This window comes from Pseudodesulfovibrio portus, assembly GCF_026000375.1.
GTDB lineage: Bacteria > Desulfobacterota > Desulfovibrionia > Desulfovibrionales > Desulfovibrionaceae > Pseudodesulfovibrio > Pseudodesulfovibrio portus.
Window position 1 is genome coordinate 3,315,118 of record NZ_AP026708.1, and the last position, 21,964, is coordinate 3,337,081.

Below are 21,964 nucleotides of genomic sequence, written 5' to 3' on the forward strand. Positions count from 1 at the left end.
CCATGGGCAAGTATCTCCAGATCAGGGTGTCTGCGAACACGTTCAATGAAGATGACGTGAAGAAGGCCTGGCCTTCCCTGTGGAATCTGATCTGGGATGAGGGCGGCCACAGGGTGCCCAAAAAGGGCGTCATGGAACTGGCCCTGGCCGCGTACGACGCGGTTCGTGCCGGTCTGGTGGAAGACAGGGTGGCCGACGCCCTGAAGGACGGGGCGAATGAGGCCGATCGGCTCTACCATGCCATCGAGAAGGCCCTGGCCGACCGCGCCCCCAAAGAGGCCGACAGGCTCAGCTACGAGCTGGAAGACTGCCTGGACAGGCTTGAAGACATTGCAAAGAAATTCTGATACTGATTTTCCCAGTATAGAGCATATTTCCCTTAAGGAGTTGAAATGGCTGGCAGCATGAATAAAGTGATCCTCATCGGCAGGCTCGGGCGTGATCCCGAGTTGTCCTACACCCCCAACGGCCAGGCCCGTTGCAAGTTCTCCATCGCCACTGACGAGGGGTACCGCGACCGTCAGACCGGCCAACGCGTCGAGAAGACCGAATGGCACAATATCGTGGCCTGGCGTCAGACGGCGGAGTTCTGCGGCAACTATCTTTCCAAGGGCCGCCTGGTCATGGTCGAGGGCAAGCTGCAGACCCGCAAGTGGCAGGATCAGGCCACCGGCCAGGACCGCTACATGACCGAAATCGTGGCCGACAACGTACAGGGTCTGGACCGTGCGCCCGACGGCCAGGGCGCCCAGGCCGGCCAGCAGGGCGGCTACCAGCAGAACAACAATTACTCGCAGGGTGCCCAGCAGGGCGGTTACCAGCAGAATCAGCCCCAGGGCGGCTACCAGCAGCCCCAGGGACGCCCGCAGGGACAGCCCCAGGGGCAGCGGCCCGCAGAGCAGGAAGAGGACCTCGGTCCCGCCTTCCCGTCAGAGGCCAGCGGCATGGACGACGTGCCGTTCTAGAAAACGGGCATGCGAATCAAATGAAGAGGGCGGCTTTATGGCCGCCCTCTTTTTTTGGGATCAATGTTGTCGTCGGGCGTATTTCGATGCGTTGGAATAGAAGGTGTTGTAGGTCAGGGTGAGCAGACAGGCGAAGACCGCCGCGCCGATGCCGATGGCCACGTTGTAATAGGGCGGCGCGGTCAGGGCGAGCCGGATGAGCAGCGTGGCCAGGGCGAATCCGGAGTTGCGGAAGACCGCCCGGAATTCCGGCAGGAATCGTTGGGCGATGAGCACCAGCATGATGTCGCTGAAGATCAGCACCGTGTAGAAATTCAGGAAGAAGTGGTGTGACGCGCCGCCGCCGAGCATGTTCAGGCCGTTCTGCACGCCCATGACGACGAAGATGGCCAGGATGACCAGGGCCACCATTTTTTTGGCGGCCACGAACCGGAACAGGGTCGGGCCGCCCTTGATGGTTTCGTCCAGCTTGTTCTGGAGCAGCCTGTACAGGCCGAGCAGGGCGAAGATGACCACGGCCCCGCCTCCGTCGGTGAGGATGATCCACAATTCCTGCTCGTGCCCGGTGATGGTGATGGGCTCCGGGAAATCGGCCAGGGTCTTGAACGCGCTTCGAAGCAGGATGAGCGCCAGTATCTCGAATTGCTTGCCCACGGCCTTGGAAATGGAACAGGGCAGGGTGAAGATCAGGCTGATGACTTCCAGGACGAGGACCAGGGTGAAGGCGAGGCTGATGGCCATGTAGTGGCTGGTCGGAATCTGGTCGCCGAGTCCCCCGACGATGAGCCCCTGCCGTTTCAGTTCGATGGTGGCCAGGGCGAGCAGGAAAACGAAGATAAGAATGCCGGCCACGGTCTTTTGCGTCCTGTCGTCTTCCCAGAACCGGTGCAGGGGGTCGAAAATGAAGGTCGTGGCTTCATAAAGGGCGATCATTGGTTCTCTCATGAGTATCCTGCTTTTAATACGCCAAACCTGATGGCTGGCCGTGCAGTCATCGGGATATCAGGAGCGAGGTCGGCTGTAACTAGTAGTATTTACTATTTAATTAGATTTCAAACAGCATTTCCAGGTCGTCCCTGGTCAGGCTCTTGAGCGCGGACTGGCCGGGGATGATCGCTTCGGCCACGTCCTTTTTCTGTTCCTGCAGCTTGAGGATGCGCTCCTCCACCGTGTTCTGGCAGATCATCTTGTACGCGAAGACCTGGCGCTTCTGGCCGATGCGGTGGGTGCGGTCGGTTGCCTGGTTTTCCACGGCAGGGTTCCACCACGGGTCGTAGTGGATGACGTAGTCCGCCGAGGTCAGGTTCAGGCCCGTGCCGCCCGCCTTGAGCGAGATGAGGAAGATGGGGATGTCTTCGTTGTCGTTGAACTTGTCCACCTGCTCGAAGCGGTCCTTGGACGAGCCGTCCAGGTAGGCGAACGGGATTTCCCGGATGGTCAGCCAGTTGCGGATGACGTGAAGCATCTGCACGAACTGGGAGAAGACCAGCACCTTGTGGCCGCCCTCGATGATGTCCGTGACGAGGTCCTTGAAGGCATCGAATTTGCCGGAGGGCAGGTTGGTGGACACGCCGGGCATGTCGAGTTTGAGCAGCCGCGGGTGGCAGCAGAGTTGGCGGAGTTTGAGCAGGGCGTCCAGAATGGACATCTGGCTCTTGGCCATGCCCTTTTCGTCCACGTCCCTGAGGACCTGGTCCTTGAGCTTCATGGCCAGGGCGTTGTAGAGCTCGCGCTGTTCGTCCACCAACTCGCAGTAGTGGGTGGTCTCGATCTTGGGCGGCAGGTCCTTGGCCACCTCGGACTTGGTGCGCCGCAGGATGAACGGCTTGACCCTGGTGCGCAGGTAGTCGAGCGTCTCCTCGTCGCCGTCCTTGATGGGCTTGACGATGCCGCGCTGGAAGGAATGCTGCGAACCCAGGAAGCCGGGCATGAGAAATTCGAACAGGGACCACAACTCGAACAGGTTGTTCTCGATGGGCGTGCCCGACAGGCAGACCCGCAGTCCGGCCTCGAGCTTGCGTACGGAGCGGGCCGTGATCGTGTTGGGGTTCTTGATATTCTGGGCCTCGTCGAGAATGACCGAGGCGTATTCGTACTTGAGCAGCTCGTCCAGGTCGCGCCTGAGCAGGGCATAGGTGGTGATGATCAGGTGGGAGTCGGAGATGTGCTGGAACAGCCCTTCGCGCTTGGCTCCGTAGATGGTCAGCCGTTTCAGGTTGGGGACGAACTTCTGCGCCTCCCGCTCCCAGTTGGGCAGGACGGACGTGGGCACGATGATCAGGTTCGGCCCGGTGATGCCCTTGTCCACCAGGGACTGGATGTAGGACAGGGTCTGGATGGTTTTTCCCAGGCCCATTTCGTCTGCCAGGATGCCGCCGAATCCGTATTCGCGCAGGAAGTTGAGGTAGCTCAAGCCCTGGACCTGATACGGGCGCAGCGTGGCCTGCAGGCTCTTGGGCTGTTCGATTATCTTGATCTGGTCGAAATTGTTGATCTTCTCTTTGAGCTTGACGAAAAATTCGTCGGTCTGGGCCTGGGGCAGGTCGTCCAGGATCTTTTCAAGGACCGGCGCTTCGAACTGATTGAACTGCTGCTTGGGCGCCTTTTCCGGGTCAAAGCCCAGGGCCTTGAGCTTGTGGCCCAGCTTGTTGAGCCAGGATTCAGGCAGGGAAGTGTAGGAGCCGTCCTTGAGCTGGACATACCGCTTGCCCTTGGTCCACGCCTCCCAAATAACCTCGATGGGCACTCTCTGATCGTCGTATTCCACCGACAGTTCGAGGTTGAACCACTTTTCTTCCTCGTCGGTTTCCACCTCGGCCACCACCACGGGCTGGGTGGTGCGCACCTTGTAGCGGGTCAGGTTCTGCTCGCCGAATACGCGGTAGGCCTCAACCAGCTGGGGGTAGTGATCGAGCAGGAAGTTGATGGCCTCCTCCTGCTCCATGAACCAGATGTGGTTGTTCCTGGGCTGGAAATTCATGTCCTGCAGCTCGGCGAAGAGCTGTGCCTCCTCGTCCTGGGCGCGCCGGATGAGGTAGGATTTGCCTGCCTCGTGGTAGGAGCCCGTCTGCAGGTCCGGGTTGGGGCCGGCCATGAGGTGCTCGCCGTGCTCGTTGGTGTAGATGTTCTGGATTTTGAGGACCAGCAGGGAGCCTTCCTCATCCAGGTAGAGCTTGGGATCGTAGTCGGCCTGCTGGAAAATGGGGCCGACCCGCTCCAGGAAGTCCTCCTGCCCGTAGAGGTCGCTGATGGGAATCTGGGTCCAGACGCGGTCCAGGAACTCGGACACGTCGGCGTGCGGCACGATGGGTTTCTGCTCGACCATGGACTGGACCAGCTTGGGCTCCAGGCCGGTCTGCACCGGGTAGAACGAGTTCTTGTAATACACCCACAACGGCAGGCGTCCGTAGAAATATATTTCCTCCTCATCGGTGATGGGGAAGGGCATCTTGTCCTCGCGGGCCAGCAGTATCTCGAAGTTCAGCCCATCCTCGTTCAGGTGCGGGGAGAGCTTGAGCTGCATGGGCTTGGACTCGATGGTCACGGGCTTGTCGGATTCGCGCAGGTAGAGGTAGTACTCGTTCTTGACCGCACGGAAGAACCAGGAGTGCAGACCCGCCGGAATCTCCACCTTGTGTCCCCAGTAGTCGAGGTAGTGGCCGATTTGCTCGGCCACGCCGGGCAGGGCCGGGGAGGTGTCGCACCAGTCGGGATTTTCCACGATCTGGGCCAGGGTCACCTCGTTCTGAACCTGGGAGATGCCGGATTTGTTCTGGCGGGCGCGGAAGAAGGCCACCTGCAGTCGTCCCAGCTCCGGGTAGATGCGGTAGATGATATAGTGGCGGCCCGCCTCGGGCTCCAGTTCGGTGGCGAAAAAGGGTCTGAAGGTCTGACGCCAGTCCGTGCGCGGTGCGGGCATCTCCTCCCCGGATTCGGTCTCCAGGGACTTCTTCAGCTTCACGGCGGTGGCTGCCACGTGGCGACAGACGCCGGAAAAGGAATCCGGGCAGTTGCAGTAGTAGTTGATGGTCTTTTCAGCCAGGTTCAGGCCGATTTCCGAGGTGTAGTTCTGGAAGTCGTCGCCGGCCACCTGGCCGTCGATATCCCAGTACTGGTCACGCTTCTTGAGGTCGAGCTTGGTGACTCCATTTTCCGCAACAATTCCCTGGGCCATCTCCAGAATATAGTCGGGGATGGAGTCGCCTATGAAATCCTGCAATATGGATTTGACTACCTGTTCTTCCGCGTTGCTCATTCGTGGGCTCGTAAATTCGGATTACGCCAAATGGACTGAACTATTTACATATAACTGAGACAATGGGCAAGTCGTATATACATATTATATCAGCGGCACCGCTCTTGGCTTTTTGGACCCGTTGGTTCATAGTGATGAAGGCGGTTCATGCTCGTATCATTCTATGGTCCAACAGAGCTAGTTTTGCAAGGAAAAATGAGACGCACTCTTCTGTTCATCGTTACGCTTTTGCTGATAGCGCTCGCCGGGTGTTCCGATTCCGGAGGACCTGCCACGCCCGTGCCTCCGGTCACGCCCGCCGACGTTCCCGCTGCGCCGGAATATGGAGGTTCCCGGGTGGAACCCATGCTGGGCGAGCCGAGCAATCTCATCGCCATGCTTTCCTCGGACAGTGCGTCCCATGAAGTGGCTTCCCAGATATACGTCAGTCTGCTCAAGTACGACAAGGACATCAATCTCGTGCCCTACGCCGCCGAGTCCTTTGAAGTCCTTGACGGCGGCAAGCTCCTCAGGTTCAAGGTCCGGGAGGACATTCGCTGGTTCGACGGCGTCCCCCTGACTGCCGAGGACGTGGAGTTTACGTACAGGCTCATGATCGACCCCAAGACGCCCACGGCCTATGCCGGCAACTTCAAGCTGGTCAAGGAGTTCCGGCTGACCGGGAAATACACCTTCGAAGTCGTGTACGACCAGCCGTTCGCCAAGGCGCTGGTTACCTGGGCCATGGACATCCTGCCCAAGCATGCCCTGGAGAACGAGGATCTGCTGAACACGAAATACAGCCGCCAACCTCTCGGCGCAGGGCCGTACAAGCTCAGCGAATGGGTGACCGGGAGCCAGATAATCCTGGAGGCCAACCCCGATTACTTCGAGGGCAGGCCCTATATCGACCGGATCATCTATCGGATGATTCCGGATATGGCCACGCAGTTCCTGGAACTCAAGGCGGGCAATGTGGACTCCATGGGGCTCGACCCGCTCCAATACCTGTACCAGACCGACGGGCCCGGGTGGGACGGCAGCTTCAACAAGTTCAAGTCTCTCTCCTTTGGCTACACGTTTCTCGGGTTCAACTTCAAGCACCCGTTTTTCAAGGACCTCCGGGTGCGCCAGGCCATCGATTACGCCATCGACCGGCGGGAGATCGTCAAGGGCGTACTCTATGGTCTGGGCGAGGCGGCCAACGGGCCCTACAAGCCCGGCACCTGGCAGTACAACGACACCATCAAGCCGCGTCCCTACGATCCCGACAAGTCCCGGCGGCTTCTGGCCGAGGCGGGGTGGACGGATACGGACGGCGACGGATGGCTGGACAAGGACGGCAAGCCGTTCTTTTTCTCCATCATCACCAACCAGGGAAACTCCCAGCGCATCAAGACCGGGGTCATCATCCAGGAACGCCTCAAGGCCGTCGGCATCAAGGTGGACCTTCGCACCGTGGAGTGGGCGGCTTTTATCAAGGAGTTCGTGGACAAGGGCCGGTTTGACGCCCTTATTTTGGGATGGAATATTTTACAAGACCCTGATATCTATAATGTCTGGCATTCGTCCATGGCGGTTGAAGGCGGGTTGAATTTCACCCGGTACATCAACCCGGAGCTGGATGAATTGTTGACGCGGGCCAGGCATCTGGTGCGGCAGGAGGAGCGCAAGCCCCTCTACGACAAGGTCCAGCAGATTCTGCACGACGACGTGCCGTACTGCTTCCTCTACGTGCCGATGGCCCTGCCCATCGTCCAGGCCAGGATACAAAATATAAAAGCGGCCCCAGCCGGCATATCGTATAATTCGGAACGCTGGTGGATTCCGCGCACCCTGCAGATACGGCAGTAAGGCACCCATACATGATTCGCATCAACGAGATCACCGACAAGGTGGCGTCATACATCGACAACCCCGACCTGGACCTGATCCAGCGGGCGTACGTCTTTTCCGCCCAGGCCCACGACGGCGTGGTCCGCCGGTCGGGCGAGCCCTATATTTCCCACCCCATGAACGTGGCCAATCTCCTGGCCGACATGCAGCTGGACGAGGCCACGGTGGCCGCAGGGTTGCTGCACGACACGGTGGAGGACACCGACACCACGGTGGACGAGATCGAGGACCTGTTCGGTTCCGACGTGGCCGACATCGTGGACGGCGTGACCAAGATCAGCAAGATGGACTTCGAGTCCAGGGCGGTGCAGCAGGCGGAGAACATCCGCAAGCTCATCCTGGCCATGGCCGAGGATATCCGCGTGCTCATGGTCAAGCTGGCCGACCGGCTGCACAACATGCGCACCCTGGAGCACATGAAGCCTGTCAAGCAGCGGCTCATCGCCCAGGAAACGCAGGACATCTACGCGCCGCTGGCCAACCGGCTCGGCCTGCACCGGGTCAAGACTGAGTTGGAGGACCTCTGTCTCCGCTACCTGAAGCCGGACGTGTTCGGCCAGCTCACCGATGCCGTCTCGGAGCACCGGGCCGCAGGCGAGCCCTACATCGAGAAGGTCGTGGGCGTGATCGAGGACATGCTCAAGAAGAACAAGATTTCGGGCGTCGTCTACGGCCGCACCAAGCATCTGCATTCCATCCATGTGAAGATGGAGCAGCAGGGGCTGACCTTCGACGAAATCTACGACCTCATCGCCTTCCGCATCATCCTGAAGTCGCTCAAGGACTGCTACGCCGTACTGGGTCTCATCCACGCGGCCTGGAGGCCCGTTCCCGGCCGGTTCAAGGACTATATTTCCATTCCCAAGGCGAACATGTACCAGTCGCTCCACTCCACGGTCATCGGGCCGGACGGCGAGCGCATCGAGTTCCAGATCCGCACCGAGGAGATGAACCAGATCGCCGAATACGGCGTGGCCGCCCACTGGCAGTACAAGGAAGTGGGCAAGGGGGCGAAGAAGGGCAAGACCGCCGGCAGGCGCGACGCCGAGCGGTACACCTGGCTCAAGCAGATCATGGATTGGCAGCGCGAACTGTCCGACCCGCGCGAGTTCATGTCCTCCCTGCGCCTGGAGATGTTCCAGGAAGAAGTCTACGTGTTCACGCCCAACGGCGACATCAAGGAACTGCCCGACGGGGCCACGCCCGTGGACTTTGCCTATGCCATCCACTCCGAGGTGGGCGACAAGTGTGCCGGCGCCAAGGTCAACGGTCGCATCGTACCCCTGCACACGCCGCTCAAGAACGGCGATTCCGTGGAGATCATCACGGACAAGAACCGTGTCCCCAGTCGCGACTGGCTCAAATTCGTCAAGACGGCCAAGGCCCGGACCCGCATCAAGCAGTACATCCGCACGGTGGAAAAGGAGCGGGCCATCGCCCTGGCCAGGGAACTCCTGGAAAAGGAGGGGCGCCGGATCGGCATCAATGTCCAGAAGGCCATGAAGGAGGGTGAATTCCTCAAGCTGGCGGGCGAATTCAACTGCGGCAGCGTGGACGACCTTCTGACACAGGTCGGATTTTCCCGGTTCACCCCGCGCAAGGTGCTCAAGCGGCTGTATGCCATCACCCACGGCGAGCCCATGGACGAGCGCAAGGTCCGGAGCCGGGGCAGCGAGACGGTCGAAGAGAAAAAGAAGCCCAAGGGCGACGGGTTGAGTATTTCCGGCGTGGACAACGTCCTGGTCCGGTTCGCGAGCTGCTGCAACCCCCTGCCCGGCGAACCGATCGTGGGCTACATCACCCGCGGGCGCGGCGTGACCGTGCACCGCATCGACTGCCACAACGTCAAGAGCTTCGAGGACGAGCGGCTGCTGCAGGTGACCTGGGAAGGTGTCGAAGAGAAGCCGTACCCCGCCAAGATCAAGGTCAAGTGCCTGAACAAGCCCGGCATGCTCGGCAAGATATGCACCATGCTGGCCGAGCAGGAGGTCAACATCGACTCCGGCAGCTTCGAGTCAAAGGTGGACGGTACTTCCACCCTGGCCTTCACCGTTGAGGTCAAGGACCTGAATCAACTCTATTCCGCGCTGGCCGAGGTCAAGAAGCTCAAGGCCGTCCAGGAAGCCCTGCGGGTTTCGTAACCTGACACCGCCATCCGGGTGATCGTCCCGGTGAGTGATCTTCCAATGAAAAAGGCCCGCATGTGCGGGCCTTTTTCATTGGAAGATCGGGTCGTACTACTTGGGGTGGCAGTCCTTGCAGGAGACCGGGACCACCTTGCCTTCCTTCTTCATGATCTTGTGGCAGCCGAGACAGCTGTTGTCGGCATTCTTGGCGTGGAAGGCGGAGTAGTAGGCGGTTTCGCCCTTCTTGCCGGGCTGGTCGTGACAGCCTGCGGTGGAACAGGACTGAACGTCACTCTTGCTGTCCCAGGTGTGGTGGCAGGTGGCACACTCGACCCCTGCCGCATCGTGCTTGGCATGGGGGAAAGTAACCGGATTCTTGGTGGCCTTGATCCCCGCAGGCGCTTCGAGCTTCAGCTCGGCAGGCGCTTCGGTGGCGGCGGTGGCCATACTGACCGTCAGGACCAGGGCGCAAAGGGCCAGGATGGAAAGGATGAAGCGTTGCATGATACCTCCAGCAATTGTTGTGCAATGGTTTCAACCCGTATCAGGCAAGGTGCATGCCATGATTTTCAGGCTGAAATGATTAATTAAATTCCAACAGCGCAAAATCGTATGTACGGTTTTTGCGCACCGGTGCACGCACCATAGCAGAAATTCGTGAAAAAAAACCCCTCCCGCAAAGGGGAGGGGGAATTTTTATAACGTCGTGACCGGAGTCCGCCGATCAGGCGTGGGCGGGCTACATCTCGATGCGGACCTGTTCCGGGCTGAGTTTGCGTTCCAGCCGTTTGGCGTACAGGCTCATGACGTAGCTGAAGATGAAGTAGAGCACGATGACCGTGGTGTAGATCTCGAACGGGTAGATCATGACCCTGTTGTTGATGGCGTATGCGGCGCGGGTCAGGTCCATCACGCCGATGATGTAGACCAGGGCGGTGTCCTTGAAGGCCGCGATGAACATGCCGACCAGGGCCGGGAGCATCTGCTTGAGGGCCTGGGGCAGGATGATCTTGCGCATGGTCTGGAAGTAGGTCAGGCCGGAAGCCTTGGCCGCCTCAACCTGTCCGGGCGGGATGTTCTCGATGCCGCCGCGCACGGTCTCGGCGATGTACGCGCCGAAGAAGAAGGTCAGGGCGATGGTGCCCGCCCAGAAGGCGTGGATTTCGAGCTTGAACACGAACTGCAGGACGACCTGATAGAACCAGAGAATGACCAGGATGAGGGGGACGCCGCGGACCAGCTCGATATACAGGGTGCAGGGAATGCGCAGGACATGGCTTTTGGCCGTACGGCCCATGCCGATGATCAGGCCGATGAAGAAGCTGCCCGTGATGGAGATGAGGGCCATGAGCAGGGAGCCGGACAGGCCGCCCAGCCCCATGAAGAACTCCGTGGAGTCGCCGCCGGGGAAGCGCCAGATGAGCAGGGCGGGCAGGTTGGCCCAGATGATCTCGTAGTTGAAGTGGAAGAGCGCCACGCCGAGCATGTAGAGCACGTAGGCCAGGGCGACCAGAAAAAGCGCCTTGCCCCCCTTGACGGTCCAGCAGGTCAGGGTGTGGCACATGCGGGTGATCGGGGAGACCGTCTTCTTTTCCGGGGAACGGCGGAAGTACCAGAGCACGTACTCCAGTCCCCTGCCGATGATGCCGAAGGGCTTGAAGAGCACGTCGGCGAGACCGCGCAGCATGGTCTTCTTGTCCTGCGGCATGATCTTGAGCTTCTCGTTCACGATGTTCATGAACGCGGCGATGATCAGGGAGAGCAGCAGGTAGATGGCCGTGGCCACGATGAAGGATTCAAACGTGCGGTAGGTCAGGGACAGCACTTCCTGCATGGACCAGAACAGCTCGGTCACGCCGATGGTCATGGCCAGCGAGGTGTTCTTCATGTTGTTCAGGAACTCGCTGCCCAGCGGCGGGATGATCTCGCGGAAGGCCAGGGGCAGGACGATCTTGCGCAGGGTCTGGGGGAAGGTCAGGCCCGAGGAGTAGGACGCCTCAAGCAGTCCCTTGGGGATGGACTGGATGCCCGCACGGATGATCTCGGCCATGAACGCGCCCGTGAACACGCCGCAGCCCACCACTGCACACCAGAATTCGAAATTGTGGTCGAAGAGCCAGAAGCGGATTTCTTCGGGAAAGGCGTAGGGCAGGGCGAAGTTCCAGAAAAAGAGCTGGATGAGCAGCGGGGTGTTGCGGAACAACTCCACATAGCAGGTGGCGAACCAGTATACCGGCTTGAAATTCGACAACCGGGCCAGGCCGAAGATGGTGCCCATGACCAGGGCGATGATCGCGGAGTAGAAGGTGATGGTCAGGGTGGTGTTCAGCCCGGTGACCATGAGGTGGCCCATGTGGCCGTATTGTCCTTCCACGAAGAAGACGGCCCAGTCGAAATCATATTTGAATTCGAAGGCAAAGGTGAAATAGTAGACCACCAGGCCGACCAATGTCAGCAGGGTGAGGTTCTGGACCCAGGGATTTTGGAAATGCCGTTTAAACATCGTGCTCTTTTACGGAAGAAGGCCCCGGGACATCAAGCCCCGGGACCTGTTTCATACTCGTGAAATGGGGCCTACGGCCACATCTCGATCTTGGAGGTCATGGGGAACGGGTAGGCGGAATCAGGACCGAACCACTTGTTGTAGATGGTCATGTACGTGCCGTCTTTCCACATGTCCTGGACGGTGAAGTTGATGGCGTCGCGCCATGCGGAGTCGTCCTGGGGCAGGCCGATGCCGTAAGGCTCGTCGGAGATGAACTCGCCGACCAGTTCGAACTGGCCGGGGACCTTGGCGGCGTAGCCGAGCAGGATGGTGGAGTCGGTGGTGATGGCCTGGACGCGACCGGAGCGCAGGGCCTCGAACATGGCGACTTCACCGTCGTAGCCGGTGACCTTGGGAGCGGCGTTGCCGAGGCTCTTCAGGTATTCGGTGGCGTTGACGATGGAGGTGGTGCCCTGCATGGAGCCGACCTTCATGTTGGCCAGGTCGGCCACGTTCTTGACGGCGCCCTTCTTGGCCAGGAACTTCTGGCCGTCGAAGAAGTAGGTGATGGAGAAGTCGATCTTTTCGTCGCGCACGCGCTTGTGGGTCATGTTGGACAGGACCATGTCGACCTTGGGCGGGTTGGTCTGGACAAAGGAGATGCGGGTGTTGTTGTTGACGACGACCTTTTCCAGGTTGGCGCCCAGGCGCTTGGCGATCTCGGTGGCCATGTCGACGTCGAAGCCGACCCACTCGTTCTTGTCGTTGATGAAGCCGAAGGGGATACCCTGGTTGGAGATACCGGCCTTGAGGACCTTGGTGGACATGACGCGATCGTAGGTGGGACCTGCGAAGGCAACGGAAGCGGCCATGAGCAGCAGTGCGGCCATGGCGGTGATTTTAAGAACTCTCATTTACCTCTCCTGATATGGTTGAGTTCATCCAAGAAAAAGCCCCTGGCGGACACCATGTCCGTCAAGGGCGAAATTCCTTTAGTGGCTGAGAATCTTGCTCAGGAAGTCCTTGGTTCGATCCGATTGCGGATTGTTGAAGAACTCCTCGGGCGTGTTCTCTTCAACGAGATAACCGTCGTCCATGAAGATGACCCGGTCCGCCACTTCGCGGGCAAAGCCCATCTCGTGGGTGACGCAGATCATGGTCATTCCCTCGCGGGCCAGGGATTTCATGACGTCGAGCACTTCGTTGATCATTTCCGGGTCCAGCGCGCTGGTCGGTTCGTCGAAAAGCATGATCTTCGGCTGCATGGCCAGTCCACGGGCGATGGCCACTCGCTGCTGCTGGCCGCCGGAGAGCTGGGACGGGTAGGCTCCCGCCTTGTCCGGGATGTCCACCTTCTTGAGCAGGTCCATGCCGATGGCCGTGGCGTCGCCCCGGCTCATGCCGCGCACCAGCGTGGGGGCCAGGGTGATGTTTTCCATGACCGTCATGTGCGGATAGAGGTTGAACTGCTGAAACACGAAACCGACTTCGGCGCGCAACAGGGTCATGTTGGTGCGCGGGTCGGAAACGTTCATGTCGTCCACCGAGATGTCGCCTTCCTGAATGGGTTCCAGCCGGTTGATACACCGAATCATGGTGGATTTGCCGGAGCCCGAAGGGCCGCACACGACCACGACCTCACCCTTGGCGATGTCGAGATTGATGTTCTTGAGGACCTGGAAGTCCCCATACCATTTGTTGACGCCTTTGAAAGAAATCACTGTTGAATCTCCGAAATAGAAAATGGGCGAAAAACCAGGACGCTTCCTAACAGAAACGGAACGCTTAAGCAATCATAATCCGGAATCCGGTCAGGCATGCAGAATATTATTCTCGATCAAATGCTCCGTAAAGAATGTATTGTTTTTTAAGGTTTTTGCAGTTCTTCAAACCTAACATTCCGTCATGGATTGCGCCAGCCCCCCGAGCGACGTCTCCTTGTACTTGCGCGACATGTCCCGGCCGGTCTGGGCCATGGCTTCGATGGCCTTGTCCAGGTCGACCTTCTGGTAGGACTCGTCCAGGGTGGAGGCGATGAGGTAGGCGTTGTACGCCTTGACCGCACCCATGGCGTTGCGTTCGATGCACGGTATCTGGACGTAGCCGCCCACCGGGTCGCAGGTCAGGCCCAAATGGTGCTCCATGGCGATTTCAGCAGCATTTTCAGTCACCTGAAAGCGGTATCCTCGAGCATAGGCGAGCAGGGCGGCGGCCATGGCCGAGGCCACGCCCACCTCGCCCTGGCAGCCGACTTCAGCCCCGGAGATGGAGGCGTTGTGCTTGCACAGGAAGCCGATGGCGCAGGCAGCCAGGAGTCCTTCGCGGATTTCGTCCTGGGGAACGCCCATGTGGCGCTTGAGCATGAATACTATGGCCGGAATCACGCCCGCGGCTCCGCATGTGGGGGCCGTGACGACGCAATGCCCCGCCGCATTTTCTTCGGAGGCCGCCAGGGCGTAGGCGTTGATCGCCTTGAGGAATCCGGTGCCCTGGTACTGTTCTTCCTTGGCGCGGTTGTACATGATGGCCGCCTTGCGCTGCAGGCCTATGGGGCCCGGCAGCACGCCCGCGCTCTTGATGCCCAGCTCAACGGCCCGTTCCATGACTTCGACGATGCGGTCGAGTCCCTGGTTGATTTCCGCCTCGGTACTCCCGACGACGGCCGTTTCGTTGGCCAGGATCAGTTCGTGCAACCGCATGGAGTTGCGCCGCAGGTGCTGCTTCAGTTCGGCCATAGTCTTGTAAGGAAAGGCCGGTTGGCCGCGTTCGGGCTCCTCTTCGTCTTCCCTGCGCAGGAAGCCGCCGCCCACGGAATAGTAGGTGCGGGCCAGCAGGACGTCATCCCCGGCCCTGAGGGTGAAGATCATGGTGTTGGAGTGCGGGTGGTCGTGCCGGACCGCGTCCAGGATGATTTCGCCGGGCGAATAGGAAAGGGTGGGACCGCCGAGGTCGAGTTGGAAGGATTGCTCCGTTTTCTCGAACTCCTCCAGCACATTGGGCCGGCAGGTGTCGGGCAGGAAGCCGAGCAGGCCGGACACGATTGCGCGCCGGGTGCCGTGCCCCTCGCCCGTGGCGGACAGGGAGCCGAACAGGCGGATCTCCAGGGCGTCGGCCCTTTGCCGGTCCGCTTCGGGCAACCGGCGGGCCAGTTCCATGAAGTCGTGGCCCGCCTTCATGGGGGCGATCGTGTGGGAACTGGACGGGCCGGGGCCGATCTTGAGCAGTTCGAATATGGATGTGGTAATGGGCGGCATGGCTCATTCTCCTAAAGGGGGTGTGGAATTCAACCGGCTTCCTTCACCCTGCGGCGCATGGCGTGCAGGATGGGCTCGGTGTACCCGTTGGGTTGCCGGGCCCCCTTGAATATCAGGTCGCAGGCGGCCTGGAAAGCGAAACCGTCGTAGGAGGGAGCCATGGGCGTGTAGGCCGGGTCCCCCTGGTTCTGTTCGTCCACCACCTCGGCCATGGCCTTGAGGGTGTCGAGGACGGCGTCCTCGGTGCAGATGCCGTGGCGCAGCCAGTTGGCCAGGTGCTGGCTGGAGATACGCAGGGTGGCCCTGTCCTCCATCAGTCCCACGCCGCTCAAGTCCGGCACCTTGGAGCAGCCCACGCCCTGGTCGACCCAGCGTACCACGTAGCCGAGGATGGACTGGGCGTTGTTCGCCAGCTCCTGGGCCACGTCATCGGCGGACGGCCGGGCGTCGCCCATCAGGGGTAGGGTGGTCAGGGTGGCGAGGTCGGCGCGCATCTTGCCGGACAGCACGGCCTGGCGCTCGAACACGTTCACCTGATGGTAGTGCATGGCGTGCAGCGTGGCCGCCGTGGGCGAGGGCACCCAGGCGCAGTTCGCGCCCGCCTTGGGGTGGACGGCCTTGGTGTCGACCATCTCCTTCATGCGGTCCGGCTTGGGCCACATGCCCTTGCCGATCTGCGCCTTGCCGCTGAAACCGCAGGCCAGGCCCACGTCCACGTTCCAGTCCTCGTAGGCCGCGATCCACGGTTCGCCCTTGATGGCTTCCTTGCGGACCACGGGACCGGCCTCCATGGCGGTGTGGATTTCGTCGCCGGTGCGGTCCAGGAACCCGGTGTTGATGAAAATGACCCGGTCCTTGGCCGCCCGGATGCACTCCTTGAGGTTGACGGTGGTCCGCCGCTCCTCGTCCATGATGCCCACTTTCATGGTACGCGCGGGCATGCCCAGGAGTTTCTCCACTGCGGCGAACAGGTCGCAGGTGAAGGCGACCTCGGCCGGGCCGTGCATCTTGGGCTTGACGATGTAGACGCTGCCGGTGCGGCTGTTGCGCCATTTGCCGTTGCCCTTGACGTCGTGCAGGAAGATCAGCCCGGCGGCCAGGGTGTCGAGGATGCCCTCGGGAATTTCGTTGCCTTCGCCGTCGAGGATGGCGTCGGTGGTCATCAGGTGGCCCACGGTGCGGACCAGCATGATGCTGCGGCCCGGCAGGACCAGCTCGGAGCCGTCGGGCGCGGTGTAGCGCCGGTCGTCGTTCAGGGTGCGGATGACGGTATCGCCGCCCTTGGAGAAGCTGGCTTCAAGGTCGCCTTTGACCAGACCGAGCAGGTTCAGATAGGTGGCGGCCTTGTCCTCGCCGTCCACCACGGCCACGGAGTCCTCGCAGTCCAGGATGGTGGACACGGCGGATTCCAGGACCACGTCCTTGATGCCCGCCGGGTTGTCCTTGCCAACCGGGTGCTCGCGGTCGAACTGCAATTCGATGTGCAGCCCGTTCTTGACCAGCAGCAGGCTCTTCAGGCCGCCGTCCTCGACGAATCCGGCGAACTGGGCCGGGTCGGCCAGGGGGGTGGTCGCGCCGTCGGCCGTGGTCACGGCAACGGCTTTGCCGTCCTCCACCGCATAGGCCACGGCGTCCTTGTGCGAGCCGTCGGCCAAGGGCGCGGCCTCATCCAGGTGGGCTGCGGAAAATTCCATGACCTGTTTGCCGCGCGCCGGGTCGTACCCCCTGGCAGGGACCGCGTCCTTCTCGATGACGTCGGAGCCGTACAGGGCGTCGTACAGGCTGCCCCAGCGGGCGTTGGCCGCGTTCAGGGCGAACCGGGCGTTGGTGGCCGGGACGACCAGCTGCGGTCCGGCCACGGTGGCGATCTCCGGGTCCACGTTGTCCACGTCGATGGTGAAGTCGTCGCCCTCGGGCACGAGGTAGCCGATCTCGCGCAGGAAGGCGTGGTACGCCTGCATATCGGCGGGTTGGCCGGGATGGGCGCGGTGCCACTCGTCCATGGCCGCCTGGATGCGGTCCCGCTCGGCCAGCAGGGCGCGGTTGCGGGGCGTGAAGTCGGCCAGCACCTTTTCGGCACCGGCCCAGAAATCGGATTCATCCAGACCGGTCCCGGTCAGGATGGTTTTGATGGCCTCGGCAAGGTCTTTATTGATCGACAGATTTCCTGCCTTGATTCTCTGGGTCACGTCTGCTCCTGGGTCTTTAATCATATCTGAATGGTCTGCAGTAATCAGTCCTGTCAGATTGCCCTGAGAATGGGAATGTTGCAACAGCTAATCGCTTAAAATAACACCGTGTTTTTGATATCGCCACTTCGGTTACGCATGAACGAATGGCAAGGCTTTGGAATGAATATTGTAAGACTCTTTTATTGATGCGATTTTTTGACGACCGCTATACCGTGTTCCCTTCGGCTGAACTGAAATGGGAATGGAGTACGATTTGCGAGACGATTATTCTTTCGGAACACTGGGCCACAACCACCTGCTTTCAACGGCGCAAAAGGCCTTTGCCAGGGCGGAAACCTCCGGGGCCGAAGCCATGGCCGAGATCGAGACCGGCATCCGGTTGTTGTGCATGGCCTTTGTCGAGTTCCCCCTCAATAGCCCTCTGGCGGGGCAATTGCTGGCGCTCAAGGCCAAATCGCCCCTGGTCGGGCGGCTGTTGACCGAAGCCGGGCTTCGTCTGGCCGCTGCCGTTGCCCCTGTCGGCACGGCCAACGACATGGTCGCCGAGCAGTTGTTTGCGGATAGGCGTTTTGATGAAATGGAGGCCCGGTTTGATACGTTGGCCGCCCGGCCTGGGGCGCTGCCCGTGGCCCGGCAGGCGTTGATGCGCCAGACCATGCTGTCGCGCTGGCAGTGGGCCGAGTCGTTCGTCCGGGAATCGCTTTCCCGGTCCGCGCCGGACCTGGCCGCTGCGCTGTTGCCCGATATCCTTTTGGCCGGGCAGCAATACGAACAGGCTGTCCCGGCCTGTGAAAAACTCGTCTCCCTGTTCGGACTGCCTCTGGGCGGCTTCCGGTTGGCCCTTGCCCGGGCCGGGGCAGGGGATGTCGAGGGGGCGAAGTCCATCCTTTCCCGCATCTTGAAAGTGTTCCCCGATCATGTCTCCGCCTTGCTCGCCCTGGACCGCATCGTTTTTCCGCCAGCGTATGACGCCAGGCTGGAGGGGCGGTGTGCGGTTTCCATCTATTCCTACAACAAGGCCGATGAATTGCGCCGCACCCTGGAGAGCGTGCTCGCCTCCGACCTTGCTTCCGGGGCGGACGCCGTTTCCGTCAGGGTTCTCATCAACGGCAGCGAGGACGACAGCCTGGCCGTGGCCGAGGCCGCCCGCGAGGGGTTCGGCGGCGTTATGGAGGTGGTCGCGCTGCCGGTCAACGTGGGCGCGCCTGCTGCCCGCAACTGGCTGCTGGACGCGGCCCGCAGGGACGGCGCCGAGTGGATCGCCTTTCTCGACGATGACGTGCTGGTGCCCGGAGATTGGCTGTGCGGCTTGGCTGCGGGAACCAGGGATTTCCCGGACGCCGGCGTCTGGGGCTGCAGGGTTGCGGACGCCGTTTCGCCGAGTCTGACCCAGCATGCGGACGGCTTTCTTCTCGATCGGGGGGAAACCATGAACCAGGACCACGAGGTGGCCATCCATGAACCCGGCATAGAGTGTTTGGTCCCGGACTTCCTGGCGTACCGCCGCTACTGCGCTTCGGTGACCGGCTGCTGCCATCTTTTCCGCGTCGAGACCCTGGCCGGGAATCGGGGGTTCGACCTCGGCTTTTCGCCCAGCCAGTTCGACGACCTCGACTCCGACCTGCGGTTGCTGGCGGGCGGCAAACCCGCCGCCTATCTCGGCGACGTGGCGGTCACCCACCTGCGTCCTGCCAATCCTTTCATGACCCAGTCCCAATCCTCGCAGGTTCTCGGTGAAAGCCATCGTTCCCTGCTGGACGGACGCCACGCCACCCATCTCGACCAACTGGTCGGTGTTCAGGAGGGGATTGTTGCAGATGATCTGGCAGCCAGACGCAATCGTCTCACTGAAATTGGCCTGCTGGGCAAGGAGCGGTGAACAAAAATACTTCGAGCTTTTCACCGCTTTTCGAGTCCGATGCATCGTGTCTCCGGACCAGTGATTCCTTTCGTTTTTTCACATTATGACAAAATGTTGGTGTGACCCCGATGGATCGTCGGCATTCCCGGTCAACTGGATTCTTCGGGGTATGTTTTTGACAATATTGTACAAAACGTCTCGAGAGTCGTTGTTGACAGAAGGGTTGACACACGGCTACCCACGGGGCCTAGACGGTAGGAAAAGATTGTCGCGAGGGAAGTGGCCGGCGAGCACCAGGACTTGGGACAGGTGGCGGCCTGTGGCGGTGGTTTTCCGTTGGTCGAAACGGGATGCGCAGTCGGCAATCCGCATATTATCCAGGACAATTCATGTCCGTTCCTCAGCGGCCAAAGACAGCGCTGGAGATCGAAGGGTATCCATTCGAATGGAAGCCGGATGCTCTGAAAAATGATCGCCCTGTCATGTGTGGTGGCGAAAAAAGAATTGATTGTTGTTATTGAAAGAAATTGAATTTTCGTCTTCACTGCCCGTGTTTTGATACATGGTGCGACACACCATCGCAGCCTTGGGGGATTGATTTATGCTCAGTACGAAATTTGCTATTCCTGACGTGATTTTCGGTAGGGGAGCGATTACACATCTGGCGCAGTGCGCCAAGCGTGTCGGAGCCAAGCGCGTATTCTTCGTCAGCGACCAGGGCGTGGAAGATGCCGGTTGGGTCGGCCTGGTAAAGGGAATTCTCCGGGCCAACGGTCTGGGGTGCGTGTACTTCAACGAGGTCAACTCCAACCCCCGGGACAAGCAGGTCCAGAAGGGAGTGGAAATCTACCGGGAAGAGCGGTGCGACGTGGTTGTCGCCATCGGCGGCGGCAGCCCCATGGACGCTGCCAAGGGAATCGCCACCATCGTGGGCAACGGCGGGGAAATCCGCGACTATGAGGGCGCGAACCGGATCATGCATCCGCTGCCGCCCATGATCTTCATCCCCAGCACCGCAGGCAGCAGCTCGGACATCTCCCAGTTCTGCATCATCACCGACATGGAACGGAAGGTGAAGATGTCGATCATCAGCCGGTCCCTGGTGCCGAATATTTCCATCATCGATCCCCAGCTTCTGGTCACCCAGGACCGCAGCCTGATCCTGGCGTCCGGCATCGACGCAATGGCCCACGCCATCGAGTCCTACGTATCAAAGCTCGCCTCGCCGTTCACCGAACTGCATGCCCTGAACGCCCTCAAGCTGATCATCGCCAACCTCAGGCCCGCAGCCGAGGAAAAGGACATCGAGGCCCTGGAGCAGCTGTCCATAGCCAGCACTTCGGCGGGCATGTCCTTCAGCAATGCCGGGCTGGGCGACCTGCACGCCCTGGCCCATGCCCTCGGCGGCCAATGCGACGTTCTTCACGGCTGGGTCCACCCCACGCTCCTGACGTCGGTCATGCGTTACAACCTTCCGTCGCGCATGGCCAAGATGGGGGAGATCGGCCGTCTGATCTCCGGGTCGGATATCCGTTCCGACCAGGACGCCGCCCTGTTGGGCATAGACACGCTGGAGAAGCTCTTCGCGGAGCTGGATTTGAACACCTCCCTGCGGGAACTGGTGCCCGACAAGTCCGACCTGAAACACATCTGCACCACCGCCACCTTTGACGCCTGCCATCTGACCAACCCGAGGCCGGCCTCCCCCGAAGACCTCATGTCCATTTGTGAGGAGGCCTGGTAAATGACGTCCGGCACCACCCTGAGCGACCTGATCGGCATCGAGCATTCGAAGCTCGGCTTTTTTCAGGAGCTCCAACAAACGATCAACGAACTGCAGGAGTCCAACCACGAGTTGGAGGACCAGCGGCGTGAGATCGCGGCCATCATCGACGGCATCACCGACGTCATGATGGTCCTGTCCGAGGATCTGCAGATCCTGTCGGTGAACAACGAGTTCCACAAGCTTTTCCCTGAAGGCAACCCCATAGGCCGGCATTGCTATGAGCTGTTCCGCCACTCGGGGGGCGCCTGCCCGGAATGCCCGGCCTTCCGGTCCCTGTCCACCAACACGGTGTGCAAGGAGACCGCTATTTTCAAGATCGACGGCTGCAACCGCCAGTTCGAGATGCTGGCCTCACCCTTGAAAAGCCCGACCGGGGCGGGCAATCGGGTACTCATTTTCAAGCGTGACGTGACCACCGAGAAGGAGTTCCAGGCCAAGTACTACCAGGCCGAGAAGATGGTTACGGTCGGCACCCTGGCCACGGGCGTGGCCCACGAGGTCAACAATCCCCTGATGGCCATTTCCGGGTATGCCGAGGGCATCCAGCGTCGGCTCAAGAAGCATGGGGACAGCATGTCCGAAGACGTGCTCCGGGAGTTCGAGGACTACACCAAGACCATTCTCCAGGAGTGTTCGCGCTGCCAGAATATCGTGAGCAGCCTGCTCAACTTCGGCCATCCCGAGACCTCCGTGTTCGGATTCGTCAATCTGAACGGGATCATCGAGGAAACCCTGAACATCCTCGGCTTCCATTTGAAGAAGTCGCAAAAGCTGACTCTGGACAAGGCCCTGTGCGACGACCTGCCGCTCATCTATGCCGACGAACCCCGCCTCAAGCAGGTCATCCTCAACCTCCTGACCAACGCCATGGACGCCCTGGAAGAGTTGGAGGGCACCATCATGGTGCGGACGATGAAGGAGGGGGGCGATTCCGTTGCCCTGGAAGTGGAGGATACCGGCACCGGCATTCCCCAGGACATCAAGGACAGGCTGTTCGACCCGTTTTTCACCACCAAGTCCATGGGCAAGGGCATCGGGATCGGTCTCTCCACCTGTTATGGAATCGTCAAGGATCACAACGGGGAAATAACCGTTCACAGCGTGGAGGGAGAAGGGTCCTGTTTCAGGGTCGTACTCCCCGTTCAACTGGATAAATAGAGATACA

General features: G+C 60.5%; 15 protein-coding genes. 7 read left to right on the top strand and 8 right to left on the bottom strand.

All coding sequences use genetic code 11. The features are described from left to right. Positions 1–2: 2 nt before the first annotated feature. Positions 3–347 (top strand): hypothetical protein, encoded by a 345-nt coding sequence (locus OO730_RS15865; RefSeq protein WP_264982464.1) that lies wholly within the window; start codon positions 3–5, stop codon positions 345–347. A gap of 45 nt (positions 348–392) precedes the next feature. Next, positions 393–965 (top strand): single-stranded DNA-binding protein, encoded by a 573-nt coding sequence (locus OO730_RS15870; RefSeq protein ID WP_264982465.1) that lies wholly within the window; start codon positions 393–395, stop codon positions 963–965. Positions 966–1,025: 60 nt separating this feature from the next. Here OO730_RS15870 and OO730_RS15875 read toward each other — a convergent pair whose 3' ends face one another. Both OO730_RS15875 and OO730_RS15880 read right to left on the bottom strand, forming a co-directional pair. Further along, positions 1,026–1,898 carry a hypothetical protein gene (locus OO730_RS15875; RefSeq protein ID WP_264982466.1) on the bottom strand — a complete coding sequence of 291 codons (873 nt, stop codon included), beginning with the start codon at positions 1,896–1,898 and terminating at the stop codon, positions 1,026–1,028. Between the two features lie 112 nt (positions 1,899–2,010). Then, a complete protein-coding gene (locus OO730_RS15880) occupies positions 2,011–5,220 on the bottom strand; it encodes a DEAD/DEAH box helicase (RefSeq protein WP_264982467.1) in 3,210 nt (1,069 codons plus the stop codon). A 195-nt stretch (positions 5,221–5,415) separates the two neighbouring features. Between OO730_RS15880 and OO730_RS15885 the strand changes: the two genes are divergently transcribed. Next, entirely contained in the window at positions 5,416–7,053 is a 1,638-nt protein-coding gene (locus tag OO730_RS15885) for a peptide-binding protein (RefSeq protein WP_264982468.1), read from the top strand. 11 nt (positions 7,054–7,064) lie between these two features. After that, positions 7,065–9,236, top strand: coding sequence for a RelA/SpoT family protein (locus tag OO730_RS15890; RefSeq protein ID WP_264982469.1), 2,172 nt, complete (start codon positions 7,065–7,067; stop codon positions 9,234–9,236). A 96-nt stretch (positions 9,237–9,332) separates the two neighbouring features. On the opposite strand, the gene OO730_RS15895 is transcribed toward OO730_RS15890, so the two are convergent. From OO730_RS15895 to OO730_RS15920, 6 genes are all read right to left on the bottom strand, one after another. Further along, positions 9,333–9,725, bottom strand: a complete 393-nt coding sequence (locus OO730_RS15895; RefSeq protein WP_264982470.1) for a cytochrome c3 family protein — start codon at positions 9,723–9,725, stop codon at positions 9,333–9,335. Positions 9,726–9,960: 235 nt separating this feature from the next. After that, entirely contained in the window at positions 9,961–11,724 is a 1,764-nt protein-coding gene (locus tag OO730_RS15900; protein ID WP_264982471.1) for an amino acid ABC transporter permease, read from the bottom strand. A gap of 71 nt (positions 11,725–11,795) precedes the next feature. Further along, positions 11,796–12,620 carry an ABC transporter substrate-binding protein gene (locus OO730_RS15905; protein WP_264982472.1) on the bottom strand — a complete coding sequence of 275 codons (825 nt, stop codon included), beginning with the start codon at positions 12,618–12,620 and terminating at the stop codon, positions 11,796–11,798. A 78-nt stretch (positions 12,621–12,698) separates the two neighbouring features. Further along, positions 12,699–13,427 carry an amino acid ABC transporter ATP-binding protein gene (locus OO730_RS15910; RefSeq protein ID WP_264982473.1) on the bottom strand — a complete coding sequence of 243 codons (729 nt, stop codon included), beginning with the start codon at positions 13,425–13,427 and terminating at the stop codon, positions 12,699–12,701. A gap of 171 nt (positions 13,428–13,598) precedes the next feature. After that, on the bottom strand, positions 13,599–14,960 hold the full coding sequence (locus OO730_RS15915; RefSeq protein WP_264982474.1) for an L-serine ammonia-lyase: 1,362 nt from the start codon (positions 14,958–14,960) through the stop codon (positions 13,599–13,601). Positions 14,961–14,989: 29 nt separating this feature from the next. Next, positions 14,990–17,149 (bottom strand): malate synthase G, encoded by a 2,160-nt coding sequence (locus tag OO730_RS15920; protein WP_264982475.1) that lies wholly within the window; start codon positions 17,147–17,149, stop codon positions 14,990–14,992. A gap of 256 nt (positions 17,150–17,405) precedes the next feature. On the opposite strand from OO730_RS15920, the gene OO730_RS15925 reads away from it, so the two are divergent. The 3 genes from OO730_RS15925 to OO730_RS15935 all read left to right on the top strand — a co-directional run bounded on the left by OO730_RS15925 (position 17,406) and on the right by OO730_RS15935 (position 21,957). Then, positions 17,406–19,031, top strand: a complete 1,626-nt coding sequence (locus OO730_RS15925) for a glycosyltransferase family 2 protein (protein ID WP_264982476.1) — start codon at positions 17,406–17,408, stop codon at positions 19,029–19,031. 583 nt (positions 19,032–19,614) lie between these two features. Next, complete coding sequence (locus tag OO730_RS15930) at positions 19,615–20,757, top strand: iron-containing alcohol dehydrogenase (protein ID WP_264982477.1); 1,143 nt, start codon at positions 19,615–19,617, stop codon at positions 20,755–20,757. Continuing rightward, on the top strand, positions 20,758–21,957 hold the full coding sequence (locus OO730_RS15935) for a two-component system sensor histidine kinase NtrB (RefSeq protein WP_264982478.1): 1,200 nt from the start codon (positions 20,758–20,760) through the stop codon (positions 21,955–21,957). It begins immediately after the preceding gene. Positions 21,958–21,964 lie beyond the last annotated feature (7 nt).